The sequence below is a fragment of the Cupriavidus sp. YAF13 genome (genome assembly GCF_052113425.1).
GTDB lineage: Bacteria > Pseudomonadota > Gammaproteobacteria > Burkholderiales > Burkholderiaceae > Cupriavidus.
On the sequence record NZ_JBFRDD010000035.1, the window covers coordinates 107,819 to 125,923 of the forward strand.

Genomic DNA, 18,105 nt, shown 5'->3' on the forward strand with positions numbered 1-18,105 from the left:
TCGATGCTCTTGCCGACTGTCAAAAACCGGACAGACGGGTTTTTTGCTGCCTATTAATATACGGCCACAACGTGTAGCCACAGTACGCGGCCACAGTACGCGGCCACAGTACGCGGCCACAAATACGCGGACAGAAATACGCGACGACAACGACGCCCCGGCAGGAGACCCCGTGAAGACACTGATCGATCACCTGGCTAACTACGCAGCCTATCACCGCGACGCGCGCAATGTGTTCAGCCATTTCATCGGCATTCCCATGATTGTGCTAGCTGTGACCACACTGCTGGCCCGCCCGGCCATGCCGCTTGACGCCGGTCCGGCGTACCTGACGCCAGCAATGGTCGTTTATGGCCTGTCTTGCCTGTTCTACCTGCGCCTGTCGGCGGGGTTCGGGCTGGCGATGACGGTGATCCTGGCTGGCTTTGTCTACGCCGGCGGCGCCATCGCTGCGCTGTCCACCGGCGCATGGCTGGCTTGGGGCATTGGCCTGTTCGTGGCGGGCTGGCTGATCCAGTTCGTCGGGCACTACTACGAAGGCCGCAAGCCTGCGTTTGTGGATGACCTGGCTGGGCTTCTGGTCGGGCCGCTCTTCCTGGTGGCCGAAGTGGCTTTCGCAATGGGCCTGGCGCGGGACACCCGCGAGGCCGTCAGCGCCCACGCGCATTGACCTTCGGCGCGCCCGGCATCTAGGCGCCGTGTTCCAGCAGCCAGTCGCGCAGTTGCAAGACCTTGTCGTCGGGAGGCAGGCCGCGCCGGTGGACGAAGTAATAGGCCTTGCGATTGTCGATCTGCGCCGGCAGCGTGGCTAGCGGCACCACCAGCCGGCCTTGCGCCAGTTCTTCGGTGATCAGGATGCGTGGAATCAGCGCCACGCCGATGCCGGCGGCTGCCGCCTGCGCCAGCATGGTGTAGAGGTCGTAGCGCGGGCCGCGCAAGGCCTGCGCCGGCAGCGCCGCGCCCGCGGCGGCGAGCCAGTCGCTCCAGGCGCGCAAGCGCGTGTTTAGGTGCAACAGCGGCAATTCCAGCAACTGATCCAGGTCCAGGCGCTTGCGGCGCCCCAACAGGGCGGGGCTGCACACCGGCACCGATGGGCCTTCTTGCAGGATCCGCTCGCCCTGCGTGCCCGGCCACAGCCCTTCACCGTAATAGATGGCCGCGTCGAACGCGGTATCACTGAGCTCGAATGCCTCGGTGCGCGCCGAGAGATGCAGCGTGAGATCGGGCAGGGCGCGCGCCAGCAGCGGCAGGCGCGGGATCAGCCACTGGCTGGCAAAGGTGGGGCCGATGGCCAACTCGATGGCGCGCCCGCGCGGGCGCTGGGCCATCACATCCAGCGTCACCTGCTCGATCTGGTCGAGCCGTTCCCGCACTTCTTCGGCATAGGTCCCGCCAGCCGGCGTCAGCACGATGCGCTTGCGGATGCGGTGGAACAGCGGCACGCCAAGCCGCGCTTCCAGCCCTGCGATCTGCCTGCAAACCGCGCTCTCCGTCACCGCCAGCTCGTCGGCGGCGCGGGTAAAGCTGCCCAGGCGCGCCGCGGCCTCGAACATCTGGAGTGCCGTGAGGCTCGGTATGCCCTTGCGCATAGTGCGTTTTTGGAAGGAAGTTGGTGCGAAGTTATCAATTGTACGAACTCTGCCGCAGCCGCACAATAAGCCCCACCCGGAGGCCGTCGGCCCCCGCCATCCCCCGAAAACAAACACATTTCAGCGCATTGACCATGACGAAGCCGAATCTGCAACGCCTCCTCGAGACCGTTTGCGGCGAAACCCAAGCAGCCGAGTTGCTGCAATTGATGAATGTTTCCCCGCAATTGCTGTCTTCTACCAGCGAACAGGCGAGCCGCGCCGAAGTGGCGCAGGCGCTCAATATGGTGCTGTTTGCCGGCATTCTCGAGCGCGTGCCGACCGGCATGGCCTATACCCGCGACGTGATCCAGGCGGGTGGGCAAGTGGTGTTCGACCACGGCGCGCTGCGCACGGTGAAGTGGGATTGCGGCAGCCTGCCCTCGGGCGAGATCGCTTTCACCCGTATCCTGGGCCCGTTGGGCTACCGCCTCAACGGCACCTACCCGCTCGAGCGCATCGGCATGACCGGCCGCTCCTACGCGCATGCCGACCTGCCTGACGACATCGCCCAGTATTTCCTGAGCGAGTTGCATCCCGAGCGTTTCAGTACCGATTTCCAGTCCGCCGTGTCGCGCGTGGTGTCGAAGTCCGTCGATCCGCTCGGCGACGAAGCCGTCGCGCAACTGGCCCTGCTGGAGCGCGACGCGAGCCTGCCGATGGCCGAGGCGGCGCGCCTGGTGCCGCAACTGGCAGCCTGCTTCGCCCGCCAACATGCCGAGCCGGCGCTGGCCGACTATGAATTGCTGCTGAAGGAATCGGCCGAGATGGCCTGGATTTCCACCGAGGGCAACGCCTTCAACCACGCCACCGACCGCGTGGCGGATGTGCGCGCCGTGGCGGACGCGCAGCGCACCCTGGGCCGCCCGATCAAGGATTCGGTGGAAGTGTCGCGCTCCGGGCGGGTCCTGCAGACGGCATTCAAGGCCGATCCGGTGGAGCGCGGGTTTGTCGGCGCCGACGGCGTGGTGGTCAAGCGCAGCGTGCCAGGCTCGTTCTACGAGTTCATCACCCGCGATTTCGTGCCCGCGACGGAGGCGGCTGGCGGCACGTTGGATCTGTCGTTCGATGCCGGCAATGCACAGGGCATCTTCAAGATGACGGCGGCCTGCTAACGCGGGCAATGCGGTAGCAGGAGAAGGGTCGGCTCGTCCGGCCTTTTTTTGGTTTACGGCTGGCCGGCCGGCAGGCGCAGGCAGGCCTGCAATCCGCCCAGTTCGCTGTGGCCCAGCTCCAGGCCACCCTCATAAAGGGCCGCCATCTCGCTGACGATGGCCAGGCCCAGTCCGCTGCCGGCAGCGGACTCATCCAGCCGCCCATAGCGTGCCGTGGCCAGCTCGCGGGCCTCAGCCTGCATGCCCGGCCCGTCGTCTTCGACGGTGACCTCAAGCATGCCGCCGCGCTCCGCGAGCTTGACACGAACGCGCGAGCGCGCCCATTGGCAGGCGTTGTCGAGCAGGTTGCCGAGGATCTCGATCAGGTCCTGGCGGTCGCCGGCGAAGTGCCCGTTGCCTTCCACCTGGATATCGATCTCGCGCCCGCTGTGCAGGCGGGTCAGCGCGCGGGCCAGCTCGCCTGCCGCGGGGCCGGCATCGATGCGCGCCCCGCGCGTGCCCGCCGCCCCTGCCGCCCGTGCGCGCGCCAGGTGGCGGTCCACCTGCCGGCGCATGGCCTCGACCTGGCTGGCGGCGGCGCGGGCCGCCTCGCCGGGCAGGCGCCCGGCTTCGTTGGCGAGGATGGCCAGGGGCGTCTTGACTGCGTGCGCGAGGTCGGCGGCCTGGCGCCGCGAGCGCTCCAGCGCATCGGCGTTACGCGCCAGCAAGGAATTGATCTCGGTGACCAGCGGCACCACCTCGGACGGCCACGTGCCGCCCAGGCGGCTCTCGCGGCGTGCCTGCAGGGTAGCGAGTGCCTGGCGCAGCCGCGCCAGCGGCGCGAGGCCAAACTTCACCTGGGCCGCCACCGCCAGCAGCAGGCCCGCGCCCAGCGCCGTGAGCGACCAGCCCAGCAGCCGGTTGAAGGCCTGGCGCGCCGCGCGCAGCTCGGTGCGATCCAGCGCCACCGACAGCATCACCGGCGTATCGGCCGACGCCAGCACGATGGGGCGCGACACCACCAGCAGCGATTGCCCATTGGGCCCGGGCCGGATCTCGGCATGGCTGCCCGCTACCTTGTTGCCCACGGTGGCCGGCATTTCGGCGTCCCAGAGCGAGCGTGAGCGCAGCGTGGCGCCCGGTGCCTGCGCCTGCCAGTAGGCGCCGGAGTAGGGTAGTTCAAAGCGCGGGTCGGCCGGGCTTCGGGTCAGGGCGAGCTTGCCGTCAGGGCTCCAGTCCAGGGCGGCGGCGAGGCTGGTGAGCTGATTGTCGAGCTGGCGCACATAGGTATCGTTGACGTGGCGCGCGAACAGCGTGGAGAGCAGCCAGCCGGTGCCGCCGAGCGCGGCGGCCAGCCAGATGGCCGCGAACGCGAGCAGGCGGATGGCTAATGACTGGCGCATGGGTCAGTTGGCGGCGTTTGTGGAGGTTGCATGGGCTTCGGGAGACGCCGGCGGGCGCAGGCGGTAGCCCTGTCCGCGCACGGTCTCGATGACGTCCACGCCGAGCTTGCGCCGCAGCCGTCCGATGAAGACTTCGATGGTGTTGCTGTCGCGGTCGAAATCCTGCGCATAGATGTGCTCGGTCAGCACGGCCTTGCTGATGATCGCGCCCGGGTGGTGCATCAGGTAATCCAGCACCTTGAACTCATGGGCGGTCAGCACCACCGCGGCGCCGTCGACGGTCGCCACGCCCGTGCGCGCGTTCAGGCGCACCGGGCCGCAGGCCAGCTCGGGCGCGGACATGCCATGGGCGCGGCGGATCAGCGCGCGGATGCGGGCCAGCAACTCCTCCATGCGAAAGGGCTTGGCGAGGTAGTCGTCGGCCCCGGCATCGATGCCTTCCACTTTGTCGGTCCAGCTGTCGCGCGCGGTCAGGATCAGCACCGGCAGGTTCACCTGCGCCGCGCGCCAGCGGCGCAGCACGGAGAGCCCGTCGAGCCCGGGCAGGCCAAGGTCGAGCACCACGGCATCGTAGGGCTCTTCGGCGCCCAGGTGCCAGGCATCGATGCCGTGCGCGGCAGTATCGACCGCATACCCGGCGCTGACCAGGCTGGCGCGGATCTGGGCGGCCAGCACGGCCTCGTCTTCTACCAGGAGGATGCGCATGGGGGATCAGGGTTTCTTGCGGGCCTGCTCAAGATCGCGCCCCTTGGCTTTGAGCAGGGTGGCGGTCTTGGCGTCGTATTCGAGCTTGGCCACCGAGCCGCTTGCCAGCAGCAGCTTGACTTCGTACTGCCAGACGCCATCGTCGCGGTCGAGCTTGACGCCGATCACATCACCCGTGTACTGGGCCGACACTGCCTCCAGGATGCGCGTGAGCGGCAGGATCTCGCCCGACTGGACGGCGGCGCGGGCGCGGTCGGCGTCCTTGTCGGCATGGGCGGGCGCCGGGGCTGCCAGCAGCAGCGGCAGGGCGGCCAGCAGCGGCAGCAGGGCGCGGGACAGGGCGCGGGACAGGGACGAGGTGGCGGTGCGCAACGAAGGCAATGGCGTGAGCGAGCGGGGCAATACGGTTGAGAGCAAGCCTTGATGGAACGAAGCAGTCTGCCGTGCCTTGCCTGAACGCAAGCTGAATGGCGCGCTCAGCATGGGTTCAGGCAGGGATCACAACAATGGGCGCCATTGCATTGATCGTCATCGTCACAGTTTTCCAGGAGTCTGGCCATGCAAGGCGTGCGCATCCCGAATGATAGCCCTTCCGAAATCCACCGCCGCGCCACGCGCGACGGGTTCGCGCTGGCCGCGGCGGTGATCGTCGTCCTGCTGGGTGTTGTGTCCCTGTTCTGGGCGCAGGTCGACGCGCGGGCCGTGCTGCACGAATGGAAGCACATGGACAGCGGCCTGTCCATGATCGTGCTCGGGGCACTGATGCTCGGGCCGCTGCTGGCCTTCGGGCTGGACGACTGAAGCAGGCGCCTGCAACCCTCGGCGGGTTTTCCATGTCTGGACATGCTCCTGCGCCTGGTCCTACACTCGACTCAAAATAAACGCACGACCGTTCTTATTTATGCTCTCTGCGCATGGCCGACCATGCGCCACGGACATGACCGGCACAGTGCGATCCCTCAGGGTCAATCCAAGAAGGAGACATGGCATGGAATCGAAGAACGTCCCGCTGGTAGCCGAGTTGTTGCGCGATGCACCGAAGAACTGGGGCAAATGGGGGCCGGATGACGAGGTCGGTTCGCTGAACTATCTCACCCGGGCGGAGGCGCTGCGCGGCGTGGCTTCCGTGCGCTCCGGCAAGACCTTCACCCTGCAGATCCAGATGGGTAACCCCGCCGGCGACCCGGTCTGGCCCGGGCGTTCGCAGGCGCGCCGCCTCAACGTGATGGACAAAGGCCACTACCTTTGCGGCAAGGGCCCGAAGTTCCCCGGCGAGGCCGAGTACGCCGACGACATGATGATCATGTATCTGCAGGGCTCGACCCAGTACGACGCCCTGGGCCATGTCTGGTACGGCGATCAGCTATGGAATGGCTACGATGCCAAATCCACCATCGGCGGCCTGGAAAAAGCCAGCATCCTGCCGATCGCGGAACGTGGCGTGGTCGGGCGCGGCGTGCTGATCGACATGGCGCGCCACCGCGGCAAGGACGTGCTCGCCCCGGGCGAGACCTTCACCCATCTCGACTTGCTCGCCGCCGCCGAGATGCAGGGCGTGCGCATCGAGAAGCACGACATCCTGGTGATCCGCACCGGCTGGATCGGCTCCTTCTACAAGCGCGACCAGGCTGAGTTTTATCGTGAGTTCGTCGAGCCGGGCCTGACCTATAGCGCAGAACTGGTCGAGTGGTTCCATCGCATGGAGATCCCCAACCTCGTCACCGACACGATTGCCAACGAGGTGACGGTGGACCCGGTCTCGGGCGTGGCCTTGCCGCTGCACAATGCGCTGATGCGCAACCTGGGCATCACCCTGACCGAGATCGCCCAGCTGGACCCGCTCGCCGCGGACTGCGCTGACGATCAGCAGTGGACCTTCCTCTATACGGCGGCGCCGCTCAAGGTAGTGAACGGCAGCGGCGCGCCGGTCAACCCGGTGGTCATCAAGTAAGCCAGGCAAAAAAGCCTGCCCTCGGCGCCGTCCGGTGGAGAAGCCGCAATGGCTTCTTGCGCTGTGCGGCGCCAGCTTCGTTTCGACCAAGCGCTATGCTTGACACTACCCGCCGTGCCTATCGAGGTGCCTCATGACGCCCTATGAAGAGAAGCCCTGGCTTTCCAGCTACAACGCCGGCCAGCCGCACACCATCACCCCGCAATTTACCGACGCACTGTCCATCTTCCGGGCCGCCGCGGACCGCGCGCCGGCCAGTCCGGCAATCCACTACTTCGACGCCACGCTCAGCTATGCCGAGGTGGATGCGCTCTCCGATGCGCTGGCGGTAGCGCTATCATCGCGCGGCTGCGCGCGCGGCGAGCGGATTGCGCTGTACCTGCAGAACGTGCCGCAGTTCGTCATCGGGCTGGTTGCCGCGTGGAAGCTCGGCGCCATCGCGGTGCCGGTCAACCCGATGAACCGCGCACGCGAACTGCGCCTGGTGCTGGCCGACTCCGGCGCGAAGGTACTGATCTGCCACGAATCGCTCTATGCCGATGTGGTGAGCGGGCTGTTCGATGACGAGCGGCGTGGCCAGGACGCCGCCGCCGCGCCCCTGGCGCTGCCTGCGGTGATCACCACGTCCGAGCTGGATTTCCAGACGCGTGCCGATCCGCGCCTGTTTGCCGCGACCAGGCGCCAGCCCGCCGAGGGTGTGCCTGATCTGCTGACGCTGGTGCAAGAGTACCTGGGCCAGAGGCCAGCGCCGGTCAAGCTCGCGGCAGACGATATTGCGATGCTGGTGTACACCTCCGGCACCACCGGCGTGCCCAAGGGCGCGATGAACACCCACGGCAATGTTGCTTTCAATGCGCAGGTGTACCGCGACTGGATCGGCTTGGCGGAGGGCGGCCCGATCCTGGGCGTGGCGCCGCTGTTCCATATCACCGGACTGGTGGGCCACGTGGCTGCGGCGTTCATCTGCGCAGCGCCGCTGGTGCTGGCCTGCCGTTTCGAGCCGGGCGTGGTCCTGGAGGCCATCCGCGACCGTCGGGTCGAGTTCACCATCGGCTCGATCACGGTCTTCATCGCGCTGATGAACCATCCCGAGGCGACCCGCGCGCATTTCGCCACGCTGGGCAAGATCTACTCGGGCGGCGCACCGATCCCGCCGAGCGTGGTGGAGCAGTTCCGTGCCAAGTTTGGGCACTATATCCACAACGGCTACGGCCTGACCGAGACCAACTCGCCCACCCACGTGGTGCCGCTGGGCCGGGAGGCGCCGGTGGATCCGGCCTCCGGCACGCTGGCGATCGGCGTTCCCGCCTTCAATGTCGACTCTTTCATCGGCGACGATGCGGGCGCGCCGGTGCCGGTGGGCGAGGTCGGCGAGATCATTTCGCGCGGACCGATGATCGTGCCGGGCTACTGGAACAAGCCGGAAGAGACGGCAAAAGCCATGGCGGGCGGCTATTTCCACACCGGCGATGTTGGTTTCATGGACGCGCAAGGCTGGTTCTACCTCGTCGACCGCAAGAAGGACATGATCGTCGCCGCTGGCTACAAGGTCTGGCCCCGCGAGGTGGAAGACGTCTTGTATACGCATCCCGCGGTGCGCGAGGCGGCCGTGGTGGGCATTCCCGACGCTTATCGCGGCGAGACGGTGAAGGCCGTGGTCAGCCTGAAACCGCAGGCCAGCGTCACGCCGGAAGCGCTGCTGGCCTGGTGCAAGGAGCGCATGGCAGCTTATAAATACCCGCGCGTGGTGGAGATCATCGACGAGTTGCCGAAGACGGTCACGGGCAAGATCTTGCGGCGCGAGCTGCGTGGCTGAGGGTGCCGCGCGCGCAGGAAGGCGGCTGGAATCCTCGGCGCGCGCGCGGCATCCGGCGTGGAAAAAAAGACGGAATCACGCGTTTACCCCTTGTATATAGAGTCCGCGGACGCATCCACTGCTGCGTCCGCGCGACACAACGGCAGCCCGCGCGAGACAAAACCTCAAAAAACCCCGGGGAAAACCCCGGTTTTTACACTCGCACACACGAAAACCCCTTGACGTCCCGTTGTTTCCGCTATGATTCAGTCGATGCCGCACGCCGATAGTCGATCGACGAGGCGTCGAGCGACATCGGATGCCACATCCCGTGCGACATCATTCTGTTCAACTCATATTTATCGATATGGCGACCAAAGCGAATCCGACCGCGAAGACTGCAACCAAGACCGCTGCCAAGAAGGCACCGGCAACCAAAGCCGCTCCCGTAAAGGCTGCTGCCAAGAAGGCCGCGCCGGCCAAGAAGGCTGCTCCGGCTGCCGCGGTGACCCCGCGCCCGCTGAAGGACACCTTCAACAAGTCGAGCCTGGTCGCTCACCTGGTAGCACAGACCCAGCTGGACGCCAAGGCCGTGAAGACGGTGCTGGCCCATCTGGAAAACACCATCGTCAGCGCGCTGCACAAGAAGGGCGCCGGCGAATTCACGCTGCCCGGCCTGATGAAGGTCACGGCTCAGCAAGTACCGGCCAAGAAGAAGCGCTTCGGCAAGGACCCGTTCTCCGGTGAAGAGCGTTGGTTCCCGGCCAAGCCGGCTAGCGTCAAGGTCAAGGTACGCCCGCTGAAGAAGCTGAAGGACGCAGCTGCCGCCTGATAGGGGCCCTGTTTCCAGCTTGAAAAGGAGCCGCTAGCCGGCTCCTTTTTTGTATCCGGCGAACGTGCGGCCGTGCACGTAGTTCGCGCGTAGTTCCCGCCGTCGTTCCAGCTTTCCCGCATTCCCGCTGTTTTGGTAGTTTCCGCAGTTCCTCAGCCGGCCGCCAATGAAGGGCGCACCATTCCGGGAGATCGTCATGCCTAGCATCCAGTGCCGCCTGTGGCGGCTTGCCTTGCGCCTGGTCCGGCGCAAACAGCGTTTTTCCAGCGCGCAGGCGCTGCATGAGGAAATTCGCCGCCGCCGCAAGATCGGCCGCGCGAATCCCACGGCGCGCTTGCTGGCGCGTCATGCGGTGAGCATGGAACCTGTGGCCGGCGTCGAGGTCTACACCGTGCGCCCGCGGGGCAACGACAGCGGCAGGCAAATACTCTATCTCCATGGCGGCGGCTACGTCTTCGATATCGTCAGCCAGCACTGGGATTTCATTGGCAAGCTGGTGGACGCGCTTGGCGCGACGGTGACCGTGCCGATCTATCCGCTGGCGCCCGAGCATACCCATCGTGAAGTCTTTGCAGGACTGCTGCCGCTCTACGACCAGTTGGTCCGTGGCAATCCGCCCGCCAGCCTGACCGTCATGGGCGACTCCGCCGGCGGCGGCATGGCGCTTGCGCTGGCGCAAATGGCCCGGGATACCGGACGCGCGCTGCCTGGACGCCTGGTCTTGCTGTCGCCGTTCCTGGATGCCACCGGCAGCAACCCGGGCATCGATGCGCTCGAACCACTTGACCCGATGTTGTCGAAGCTCGGCGGCATCGAGTGCGGGCGGGTCTATGCCGGCGGCGATCCCGTCACGCTTGCGCAGGTCAGCCCCATCTACGGCAGCCTGCGCGGCTTGCCTCCTGTGACACTCTTCATCGGCACCCACGACGTCCTGCTGCCGGACTGCCGCGCTTATCACGCGCTTGCGCAGGAGCAGGGCTTGCCGCTGCGCTATTACGAGTACGAGGGCATGTTCCACGTGTGGATGCTGTTGCCAATGCCGGAATCCAATGCGGCCTTCGCGCAGATCGTCGCCGCGGTGCAGGCCGATGAAGCCCCGCAGCGGCCGCCGGAGGTGCGTGCTGGGCAGGGCGCTGCAACCGGGTATCAGCCGATGTAACAAGGAACGGCGATAATCGCGGGGTTGCCGGCCAGGTGCCGGCCTAAAGTAGTTAGGGAGTCCCCATGCTTTCTCGTCGTTACGGCGCGGTCTGGCTGACCGCGCTCGCCTTGCTGGTCCTTGCGGCACTTGCCGCCGGTCACCGGCTTTCCCCGGCATGGCTGGCTGTGCCCGTTGCGCTGCTACTGGTTGGCTTGCATGACATCGGCCAGTCGCGCCACTCCATCCTGCGCAACTATCCGATCTGGGGCCACCTGCGCTTCTTCTTCGAGTTCATCCGCCCGGAGATCCGCCAGTATTTCATCGAGGACGACACCAATGAGATGCCGTTCTCGCGCCAGCAGCGCAGCCTGGTCTACCAGCGTGCCAAGAACGAGGTCGACAGCCGGCCCTTCGGCACCGAGATCGATGTGCGCCTGGCGGGCCACGAGTGGATCAGCCATTCGCTTGCGCCAACGCGCATCCCCTCCGCTGACTTTCGCATTACCGTCGGCGAGGGCCGTGCCCAGCCTTACTCGCTGTCGATCTTCAACGTCTCGGCCATGAGCTTTGGCGCGTTGTCCGGCAATGCGATCCGCTCGCTCAACCGCGGTGCCAAGCTCGGCGGCTTTATCCACGATACTGGCGAAGGCTCCATCTCGCCGTATCACCGTGCGGAAGGCGGCGACCTGATCTGGGAGGTAGCCTCAGGCTACTTCGGCTGCCGCCGCCCTGACGGCGGCTTCGATCCCGACAAGTTCGCCGAGCAGGCGCGCTCGCCGCAGGTCAAGATGATCGAGGTCAAGCTCTCGCAAGGCGCCAAGCCGGGCCACGGCGGCGTGCTGCCGGCGGCCAAGGTGACGCCGGAGATTGCCGCCACGCGTGGCATCGGCATGGGCGAGGATTGCATCTCGCCGGCCACGCACAGCGAGTTCTCCACGCCGCTGGGCCTGCTGCAGTTTGTCGACCGGCTGCGCACGCTGTCGGGCGGCAAGCCCACCGGCTTCAAGCTATGCATCGGGCACCCCTGGGAATTCTTCGGCATCGTCAAGGCCATGCTGGAATCCGGCATCCTGCCGGACTTCATCGTGGTGGATGGCGCCGAAGGCGGCACCGGCGCAGCGCCGCTGGAGTTCGTCGACCATATCGGCGTGCCGCTGCAGGAAGGGCTGCTGCTGGTGCACAACACGCTGGTGGGCGTGAACCTGCGCGACAAGATCCGCGTTGGTGCGAGTGGCAAGATCATCACCGCCTTTGACGTGGCGCGCACGCTGGCCACCGGCGCCGACTGGTGCAACTCGGCGCGCGGCTTCATGTTTGCGCTCGGGTGCGTGCAGGCACAGAAGTGTCATACCGACCGCTGCCCCGTGGGCGTGGCCACGCAGGATCCGGTGCGCCAGCGCGCCATCGTGGTGCCTGACAAGGCGGAGCGCGTAGCCAGCTTCCACCGCCAGACGCTGCACGCGCTGCTGGAAATCCTGCAGGCAGCTGGCCTGAATCATCCTGGCGATCTCAAACCGCACCATATCGTGCGGCGCATCTCGCCCAACGAAGTGCGGCTGATGTCCGAGCTGCTCAAGTTCCTCACGCCGGGCGACCTGATCAACGGGAATTTCCGCTACCAGTTGTACGAGAAATACTGGCCGCTGGCGCGTTCCGACAGTTTCTCGTTGTAAAGCGCTGCGCTAGCGCGCGGCGTGCGGCGCCGGCAGGCGGGCACGCCCGTGCTGCCGGAATGCGCTGGGCGTCTGCCCGACATGCTTCGCAAAGAAGCGCGCGAAATACGCGGCATCCGCAAAGCCCAGCGTCGAGGCAATCTGCTTGATGTCGAGATCGCTATAAAGCAGGTCGCGCTGCGCTTCCACGATCAGGCGCGAATGGATCAGCTGCAGCGCGCTCCTGCCGGCAAGCTGCTGGCAGATCCGGTTGAGCTGGGTGGGTGAGATACCGAGCGTGTCGGCGTAGCCGGCCAGATCCTGGTGATTCCGAAAACGCGCCTCCACCAGTTGCTGGAACTGCTGGAAGTGGCGCGCGGTCCTGCCCGCCGGCTGCGCCCCGGTTGCACCCGCGCCGCAAGCGCGCCGCGCAATGCCCACCAGCAACAAGGACAGCAGCGCCGACAAGGCGGCACCGCGCCACAGCGATACCGCGTTCATCTCCGCACGGAACAGTTCCAGCGCCCCGGCAAGCACGGTGGCGTCATCGCGCTCGCCGCCGGCCGGGCCGCCAAACGGGTCATGGTAGGGCCGCTCGAACAGCGGTAGCGCATCTGGCACGCCAGCCAGCAACGTGCGCAGGTAGTGGTCGGTCATGGTAATGACGATGCCATCCACGTCCGGCGTAAACCGAAAGCCGTGCACGCAACGCGGCGGCACCGTCACCACGGTGCGCGAGCCCAAGGGGTATTCGCGGTCGTCGAGCAGCGCGCGGCCGCCGCCCTGGTGCACGTAGAGGATCTGGAAAAAGCGCTCGTGGCGATGCGGCTTGATTTCCCAGTCGTTGATGCCGCTGCGCTCCGGGATCGACTCGAAATGCAGCTGTTCCAGCAGGGGCTCGTTGGAGTTGACCCCATAGAGGGAGTAGGTCGGGACGGTTTTCATGGGGCGGGGGCGGACACCTGGGTGGCAATTGTCCCGCCAGGGGGGCGGATCTGTCCATCGGTGCTGCCGCTTGCCACGGCAGCGCACCGATGGCCACCGATGGCTATTGACGGCTATAGACGGCTATTGATCCGCCTTGGCGCCCGACTTGCGCACGACCTCGGCCCATTTTTTGCCCTCTGCCGCAGTGTAGCGCGCGAACTCCGCGGGGGAAGAACCCACCGGTTCGGCGCCCATGTCGGCGTACTGGCGTTGTACATCGGGCTGGCGCAGTGCTTGCGCGGCGTGGGCCGCCAGTTTCTCCACGATCGGGGCCGGCGTGCCGCGCGGCGCCCATAAGCCGTACCAGGTGCTGATATTGAAACCTGGCAAGCCGGACTCCGCCACCGTGGGCACGTCCGGCAGGGCACGCGCGCGCCTGAGCGTGGTGACGGCCACGGCGCGCAGCTTGCCAGCCTTGATGAATGGCATGGCCGATGGCATGGAATCGAACATCAACTGGATCTGGCCGCCCATCAGGTCGGTCAGCGCGGGCGAACTGCCCTTGTATGGCACGTGCTGCATCGAGACATTGGCGGCGAACTTGAACGATTCGCCCGCCAGTTGCTGGGCCGACGCATTGCCGGCCGAGCCAAAGTTGATGCTGCCGCCCTTGGCCTTGGCGTACGCGATCAGGTCCTGCACGGTCTTGACCGGCGAATCGTTGTTGACCACCAGCACCAGCGGCACATCGGCAAGTTGCGTGACGGGCACAAAATCGCGGAAGGCGTCGTAGCGCATCTTGGGATAGATGCTCGGGTTGATCACATGCAGCGAGGCATTGGCCAGGATGGTGTAGCCATCGGGCGCGGCCTTGGCGACCATTTCCGCGCCGATCATGCCGCTGGCGCCAGGCTTGTTGTCGATCACCACCGTCTGGCTAAGCGTGTCGCCCATCTTGACGGCCACCACGCGCGCCAGCAGGTCCGTGGGGCCGCCCGGCGGGTAGGGCAGCACCATGCGGATCGGGCGCTGCGGAAATTCATCGGCGGCACGGGCGGGCGGCGTGCCTAGGGCGGCAAGGGCGGCGGTTGCCAGCGTTGCCAGCAGGGCAAGGCGCAATGCGGATCGGCAATGCTTGGTGTGCTGTGTACGGTGTTGCGTGTTCAGGACCCTGAATCGGCTTGGCATGGTGAGTTTGTCTCCTTGATTTTTATCGCGACTTTGCCGATGACCTGCCTGGCTTCCAGCGCGTCCAGCGCCTCGGCCAGCCCGGTCATCGGATACACCTTCGACACGGTCGGTCGGATCTTTCCTTCGCTGGCCCAACCGCACAATGTCTTCATGACGGCCTGCAATGCGTGGGCATGCTGTGCCCGCTCGTTGGCGGGCGTCCAGCCGATGTAGCGGCCTACGAAGAATCCATGCAGCGTCAGGTTCTTGACCAGCAGCAGGTTCAGCGGCGCTTGCGGGATACGGCCGCTGGCAAAGCCGACGCTGAGAATCCGCGCGTTGGCGGCCGCCGCGCGCAGCGCCTGGTCGAACAGGTCGCCGCCTACCGGGTCCACCACCACATCGGCACCACGCCCCCCGCTCACGCGCTTGACGGCGGCGGCCAGGTCTTCCGGCGCGAGCGCATGTCGGGCACCGCGCTGCAGGGCCTGTGCGCGTTTCGATTCGGTACTGGCGCAGGCAATCACCTGCGCGCCCAACTGGTGGGCGATTTCCACGGCGGCCAGGCCCACGCCGGCGCCGGCGCCAAGCACCAGCACGGTGTCGCCGGGCTGCACGGCGCAGCGCCACACCAGGCCGCAGTAAGCGGTGCCGTAGGAGAGCGGGATCGGCAGGGCCTGCAGCGCGTCGAGCGTATCGGGAATGGGGTAGACGGTGTATTCCGGCAGCGTGACTTCTTCGGCAAAGCAGCCCCAGTCGGCTATGGCAGCCACGCGGTCGCCAGTGCGCAAGCGGGTTACGGCTGCGCCGCAAGCCACCACCCGGCCGACCGCCTCGGTGCCGGGCACGAACGGCAACGGCGGCTTGGTCTGATAGCGGCCCGCCACCATCAGGCCTGTAGCGTGGCTTACGCTTGCGTACTCCACCGCCAGCGTGACGGCATGCGGATCCGGCAGTGCCGGGCGCGGGATGCTTGCAAGGCGGACGTCTTGCGCCTTGCCGAAATGCTCGCAGAGCATGGCCCGCATCATGCCGTGGCTCCCGTGGTGGTGTTGCCCGCCAGGGGGCTGGCCTGTCTGACCACGCCGGTCTCCAGCAACTGCGCGAGCTTGTCCGGGGTGACACCGTACTCACGCAGCACGGCTTCAGTGTGTTCTCCGACACGCGGCGCGGCGGTGGCTGCCCGCCGCATGCCCTTGGCGGGAATGCCGGCGAATGGCAGGGCACCCAGCCCAGGCTGCTCGACCGTCTGGAAGGTTTCCTGCGGCGCCGCTAGCGGGTGGTCGAGCACTTGCTGGTAGTTGCGCACCGGCGCATGAAGGATGTCGTGCGCTTGCAGGATGCTGAGCCAGTGTGCCGTGCATTTGCTGGCAAGCACCGCCGCCACGGCGTCCTGCAGCCAGGCCGCGTTCGCCATGCGGCTGGCGTTGTCCGTAAAGCGCGCATCTTGCGCCCAGCCAGGGCGATCCAGCGCGCGGCAGAGCCTGCCGAATTGCGCGTTGTTGAGCGCCAGCAAGGTGAGGCTGCCATCGCTGGTGGCAAAGACTCCGTTTGGCGCGCTCACCGGTCCAGCGGCCACAGCGCCCTGGATGGCGTACTCAAGGATGTTGTTGGCCTGCAGCGCCACGCAGGCGTCAAACAGGCTGAGTTCGACATGCGCGCCGGCGCCGCTGCGAAAGCGCCTGCACAAGGCGGCGGCGGCGGCCTGCGCCGCGTACAGGCCGGTGGCCGCGTCCGCCAGCAGCATGCCGATGCGCCGCGGCGAGCCGTCCGCCATGCGGTTGGTGTGCATGAGGCCGCTGTCAGCCTGCATCACGGAGTCCGAGGCTGGGTAGTCGGCATAGGGGCCGTCCGCGCCGTAGCCGCTGATGGACACATAGACCAGCGCCGGGTTGCGCGTGGACAGCGCGGCATAGCCAACGCCAAGACGCTCGGCAACCTGCGGCCGGAAGTTCTGCACCACGATATCCGCCCGCAGCGCGAGGTCGAACAACAATGCCTTGCCGGCGTCGGTGGCGGCATCGATGCAGACGCCGCGCTTGCCGGCGTTGTATGCGATCGACAGGGCACTGTGCTCGCCACGCACCACGCCAACATGCCGGCCCCAGTCGCCGGCGGGCGGATCGACCTTGATGACGTCGGCGCCTTGCTGCCAGAGGATATGCGCGCAGTACGGGCCCGCAATGCCCTGGCTGATATCCAGGATGCGCAGGCCGGCGAAGGGCAGGCCTGCGTCCGGTACGGATGCGGGGGTGGGGGCGTGGGTGGGATACGGAGCGAGCGTGGATGGGGGGGCAGGCAGAGCCATCGGCAGGATCGGAGAGTCGTAAGGTGGCGTCGAATGGCTTATGCTAGGGCGTACTCCTGGCCGTGACAATCCGCTGATCTGTGCCATCCGTGTTGACTGATGATTGACAATAGCCCTGGCTTCGACCTGAACCTGATCCGCCTCTTTGTCTTGCTGGTGGAATCCAAGACGCTAACGGCGGCGGCCGCGCGCGGCGGCATGACCCGCTCCAATGTGTCTCGCCGGCTCAAGGCGCTGGAGCTGCATATGGGCGCGCAACTGATGCGGCGCACCACCCGCCATGTGGAACTGACCGAGGCCGGGCGGCTGCTGTATGCGCACGGCGTGCGCATGCTGGATGAGCTGCAGGCGGCGGGCACCTCCATCGACAGCCTGGGCCAGACCGTGCGCGGCGATGTGCGGATCCGCCTGCCCACAGGGCTCGGGCATCTCTACCTGGCGCAGGTATTGCTGGAGTTCGCCCGGCAATATCCGGCCATCTCCCTGCGCGTGCTGATCAATGACTATATCGGCGACCTGATCTCCGCCGAGGTGGATGTGGCATTGAAAATCACCTCACTGCCGCCGGAGGATCACGTGGCGCGCAAGATTTGCGCGGTAGGCTGGTGCCTGTGCGCATCGCCCGCGTTCCTGGCGGCGCACGGGCCGGTCAGCCGCGCGGAGGATCTTGCCCACTGCGACCTGATCGCGCCGGCGTCGCTGGGCCGGCGCTTCGATCTCAGGCTGATGCTGGGCGGCACGCCGCTGATCCTGCGGGTCGCTCCGCGCATCCAGTCCGGCGACTATCCCTTCCTGTTCGAGTCGATGATGGTGGGGCTCGGCGTGGCCTTGCTGCCGCGCTATGCCGTGTGGCAACAGATCGGGCGCGGCGAAGTGGTGGAGGTGCTGCCCGAGTACGAGCCCGAAGGCGTGGGCGACAGCATTTACATGCTGACCGCGCCGAACCGGTTTCCCACGCTGGCCACCCGCACGCTGATGGACTTCATCCGGGCGCGGCTGGAGAGCCAGGCGGGGAACTGGGGCGGATGAAACTGTGGCAGCCCGCTGTGATCCAGACCGTCATACGTCGCACCTCGCGCATGGCAGCGAGGGCAGCGTGGCGGGCGATGGCTTGCCGTATGCAGCTTGCATTGGCTTTGCAGCATGGCTGCTACTCGCACGCCATCGCTGCCGCTTGCTCGGTGCCGGGGTTTCCGGCGGAGCGTCCTGGCGTTGTGTCTCCGCGGTGTTCAGTGCACGCCGTTAGTTGGAGGACTTCGTTTCGGCTTCGGCTTCGGCTACGTCGGCCGGCCTGTTCCACCATCCGCCTCCCAGCGCCTGGAACAAACCAGCCGTATCGCCAAAACGCGTGGCCTGCGCTTGTACCAGGGCAATCGCCGTCTGCTGATATGCCTGTTCCGCGGTCAGCAGGGCCAGATAGTTGACGTAACCCAGTTCCTGCTGTTTGCGTGTGAGCTCGACCGAAGTCTTGCTGCCACCTCGAGACCTGCGGCAGAACC

General features: G+C 66.5%; 17 protein-coding genes. 9 read left to right on the top strand and 8 right to left on the bottom strand.

The window, feature by feature from the left end; translation table 11 throughout:
* Positions 1 to 172: 172 nt before the first annotated feature.
* Complete coding sequence (locus AB4061_RS26015) at positions 173 to 670, top strand: Mpo1 family 2-hydroxy fatty acid dioxygenase (protein ID WP_174427143.1); 498 nt, start codon at positions 173 to 175, stop codon at positions 668 to 670.
* A gap of 19 nt (positions 671 to 689) precedes the next feature.
* Here the strand turns inward: AB4061_RS26015 and AB4061_RS26020 are convergent, their stop codons facing one another.
* Positions 690 to 1,589: a LysR substrate-binding domain-containing protein gene (locus AB4061_RS26020; protein WP_441638920.1), complete on the bottom strand. Its 900-nt coding sequence runs from the start codon at positions 1,587 to 1,589 to the stop codon at positions 690 to 692.
* A 134-nt stretch (positions 1,590 to 1,723) separates the two neighbouring features.
* Between AB4061_RS26020 and AB4061_RS26025 the strand changes: the two genes are divergently transcribed.
* Positions 1,724 to 2,743 carry a DUF1338 domain-containing protein gene (locus AB4061_RS26025; protein WP_441638922.1) on the top strand — a complete coding sequence of 340 codons (1,020 nt, stop codon included), beginning with the start codon at positions 1,724 to 1,726 and terminating at the stop codon, positions 2,741 to 2,743.
* Positions 2,744 to 2,796: 53 nt separating this feature from the next.
* On the opposite strand, the gene AB4061_RS26030 is transcribed toward AB4061_RS26025, so the two are convergent.
* From AB4061_RS26030 to AB4061_RS26040, 3 genes are read right to left on the bottom strand one after another with little or no spacing between them, the layout of a single operon-like run.
* Positions 2,797 to 4,125, bottom strand: coding sequence for a sensor histidine kinase (locus tag AB4061_RS26030; RefSeq protein WP_441638924.1), 1,329 nt, complete (start codon positions 4,123 to 4,125; stop codon positions 2,797 to 2,799).
* A gap of 3 nt (positions 4,126 to 4,128) precedes the next feature.
* Positions 4,129 to 4,830 carry a response regulator gene (locus tag AB4061_RS26035; protein WP_441638926.1) on the bottom strand — a complete coding sequence of 234 codons (702 nt, stop codon included), beginning with the start codon at positions 4,828 to 4,830 and terminating at the stop codon, positions 4,129 to 4,131.
* Between the two features lie 6 nt (positions 4,831 to 4,836).
* Entirely contained in the window at positions 4,837 to 5,247 is a 411-nt protein-coding gene (locus AB4061_RS26040; RefSeq protein WP_441638928.1) for a PepSY domain-containing protein, read from the bottom strand.
* 141 nt (positions 5,248 to 5,388) lie between these two features.
* On the opposite strand from AB4061_RS26040, the gene AB4061_RS26045 reads away from it, so the two are divergent.
* From AB4061_RS26045 to AB4061_RS26070, 6 genes are all read left to right on the top strand, one after another.
* A complete protein-coding gene (locus AB4061_RS26045; protein WP_441638930.1) occupies positions 5,389 to 5,631 on the top strand; it encodes a hypothetical protein in 243 nt (80 codons plus the stop codon).
* A 187-nt stretch (positions 5,632 to 5,818) separates the two neighbouring features.
* The gene (locus AB4061_RS26050; protein WP_441638932.1) at positions 5,819 to 6,781 is read left to right on the top strand and encodes a cyclase family protein; all 963 of its coding nucleotides are present in this window, start codon (positions 5,819 to 5,821) and stop codon (positions 6,779 to 6,781) included.
* A 133-nt stretch (positions 6,782 to 6,914) separates the two neighbouring features.
* Positions 6,915 to 8,597: a class I adenylate-forming enzyme family protein gene (locus tag AB4061_RS26055; RefSeq protein ID WP_441638934.1), complete on the top strand. Its 1,683-nt coding sequence runs from the start codon at positions 6,915 to 6,917 to the stop codon at positions 8,595 to 8,597.
* 346 nt (positions 8,598 to 8,943) lie between these two features.
* Positions 8,944 to 9,408 carry an HU family DNA-binding protein gene (locus AB4061_RS26060; protein WP_150984488.1) on the top strand — a complete coding sequence of 155 codons (465 nt, stop codon included), beginning with the start codon at positions 8,944 to 8,946 and terminating at the stop codon, positions 9,406 to 9,408.
* 196 nt (positions 9,409 to 9,604) lie between these two features.
* Positions 9,605 to 10,567: an alpha/beta hydrolase gene (locus AB4061_RS26065; protein ID WP_441638936.1), complete on the top strand. Its 963-nt coding sequence runs from the start codon at positions 9,605 to 9,607 to the stop codon at positions 10,565 to 10,567.
* A gap of 65 nt (positions 10,568 to 10,632) precedes the next feature.
* A complete protein-coding gene (locus AB4061_RS26070) occupies positions 10,633 to 12,222 on the top strand; it encodes an FMN-binding glutamate synthase family protein (protein ID WP_441638938.1) in 1,590 nt (529 codons plus the stop codon).
* A gap of 9 nt (positions 12,223 to 12,231) precedes the next feature.
* On the opposite strand, the gene AB4061_RS26075 is transcribed toward AB4061_RS26070, so the two are convergent.
* From AB4061_RS26075 to AB4061_RS26090, 4 genes are all read right to left on the bottom strand, one after another.
* Complete coding sequence (locus tag AB4061_RS26075) at positions 12,232 to 13,146, bottom strand: helix-turn-helix domain-containing protein (protein ID WP_441638940.1); 915 nt, start codon at positions 13,144 to 13,146, stop codon at positions 12,232 to 12,234.
* 123 nt (positions 13,147 to 13,269) lie between these two features.
* The gene (locus AB4061_RS26080) at positions 13,270 to 14,316 is read right to left on the bottom strand and encodes a tripartite tricarboxylate transporter substrate binding protein (RefSeq protein WP_441638942.1); all 1,047 of its coding nucleotides are present in this window, start codon (positions 14,314 to 14,316) and stop codon (positions 13,270 to 13,272) included.
* Entirely contained in the window at positions 14,292 to 15,326 is a 1,035-nt protein-coding gene (locus tag AB4061_RS26085; protein ID WP_441638993.1) for an NADPH:quinone oxidoreductase family protein, read from the bottom strand. Before AB4061_RS26085 ends, AB4061_RS26080 begins: the two co-directional genes overlap by 25 nt.
* Complete coding sequence (locus AB4061_RS26090) at positions 15,326 to 16,606, bottom strand: CaiB/BaiF CoA transferase family protein (protein WP_441638944.1); 1,281 nt, start codon at positions 16,604 to 16,606, stop codon at positions 15,326 to 15,328. Before AB4061_RS26090 ends, AB4061_RS26085 begins: the two co-directional genes overlap by 1 nt.
* Positions 16,607 to 16,705: 99 nt before the next feature.
* On the opposite strand from AB4061_RS26090, the gene AB4061_RS26095 reads away from it, so the two are divergent.
* On the top strand, positions 16,706 to 17,635 hold the full coding sequence (locus AB4061_RS26095) for a LysR family transcriptional regulator (protein ID WP_441638946.1): 930 nt from the start codon (positions 16,706 to 16,708) through the stop codon (positions 17,633 to 17,635).
* Positions 17,636 to 18,105: the final 470 nt, after the last annotated feature.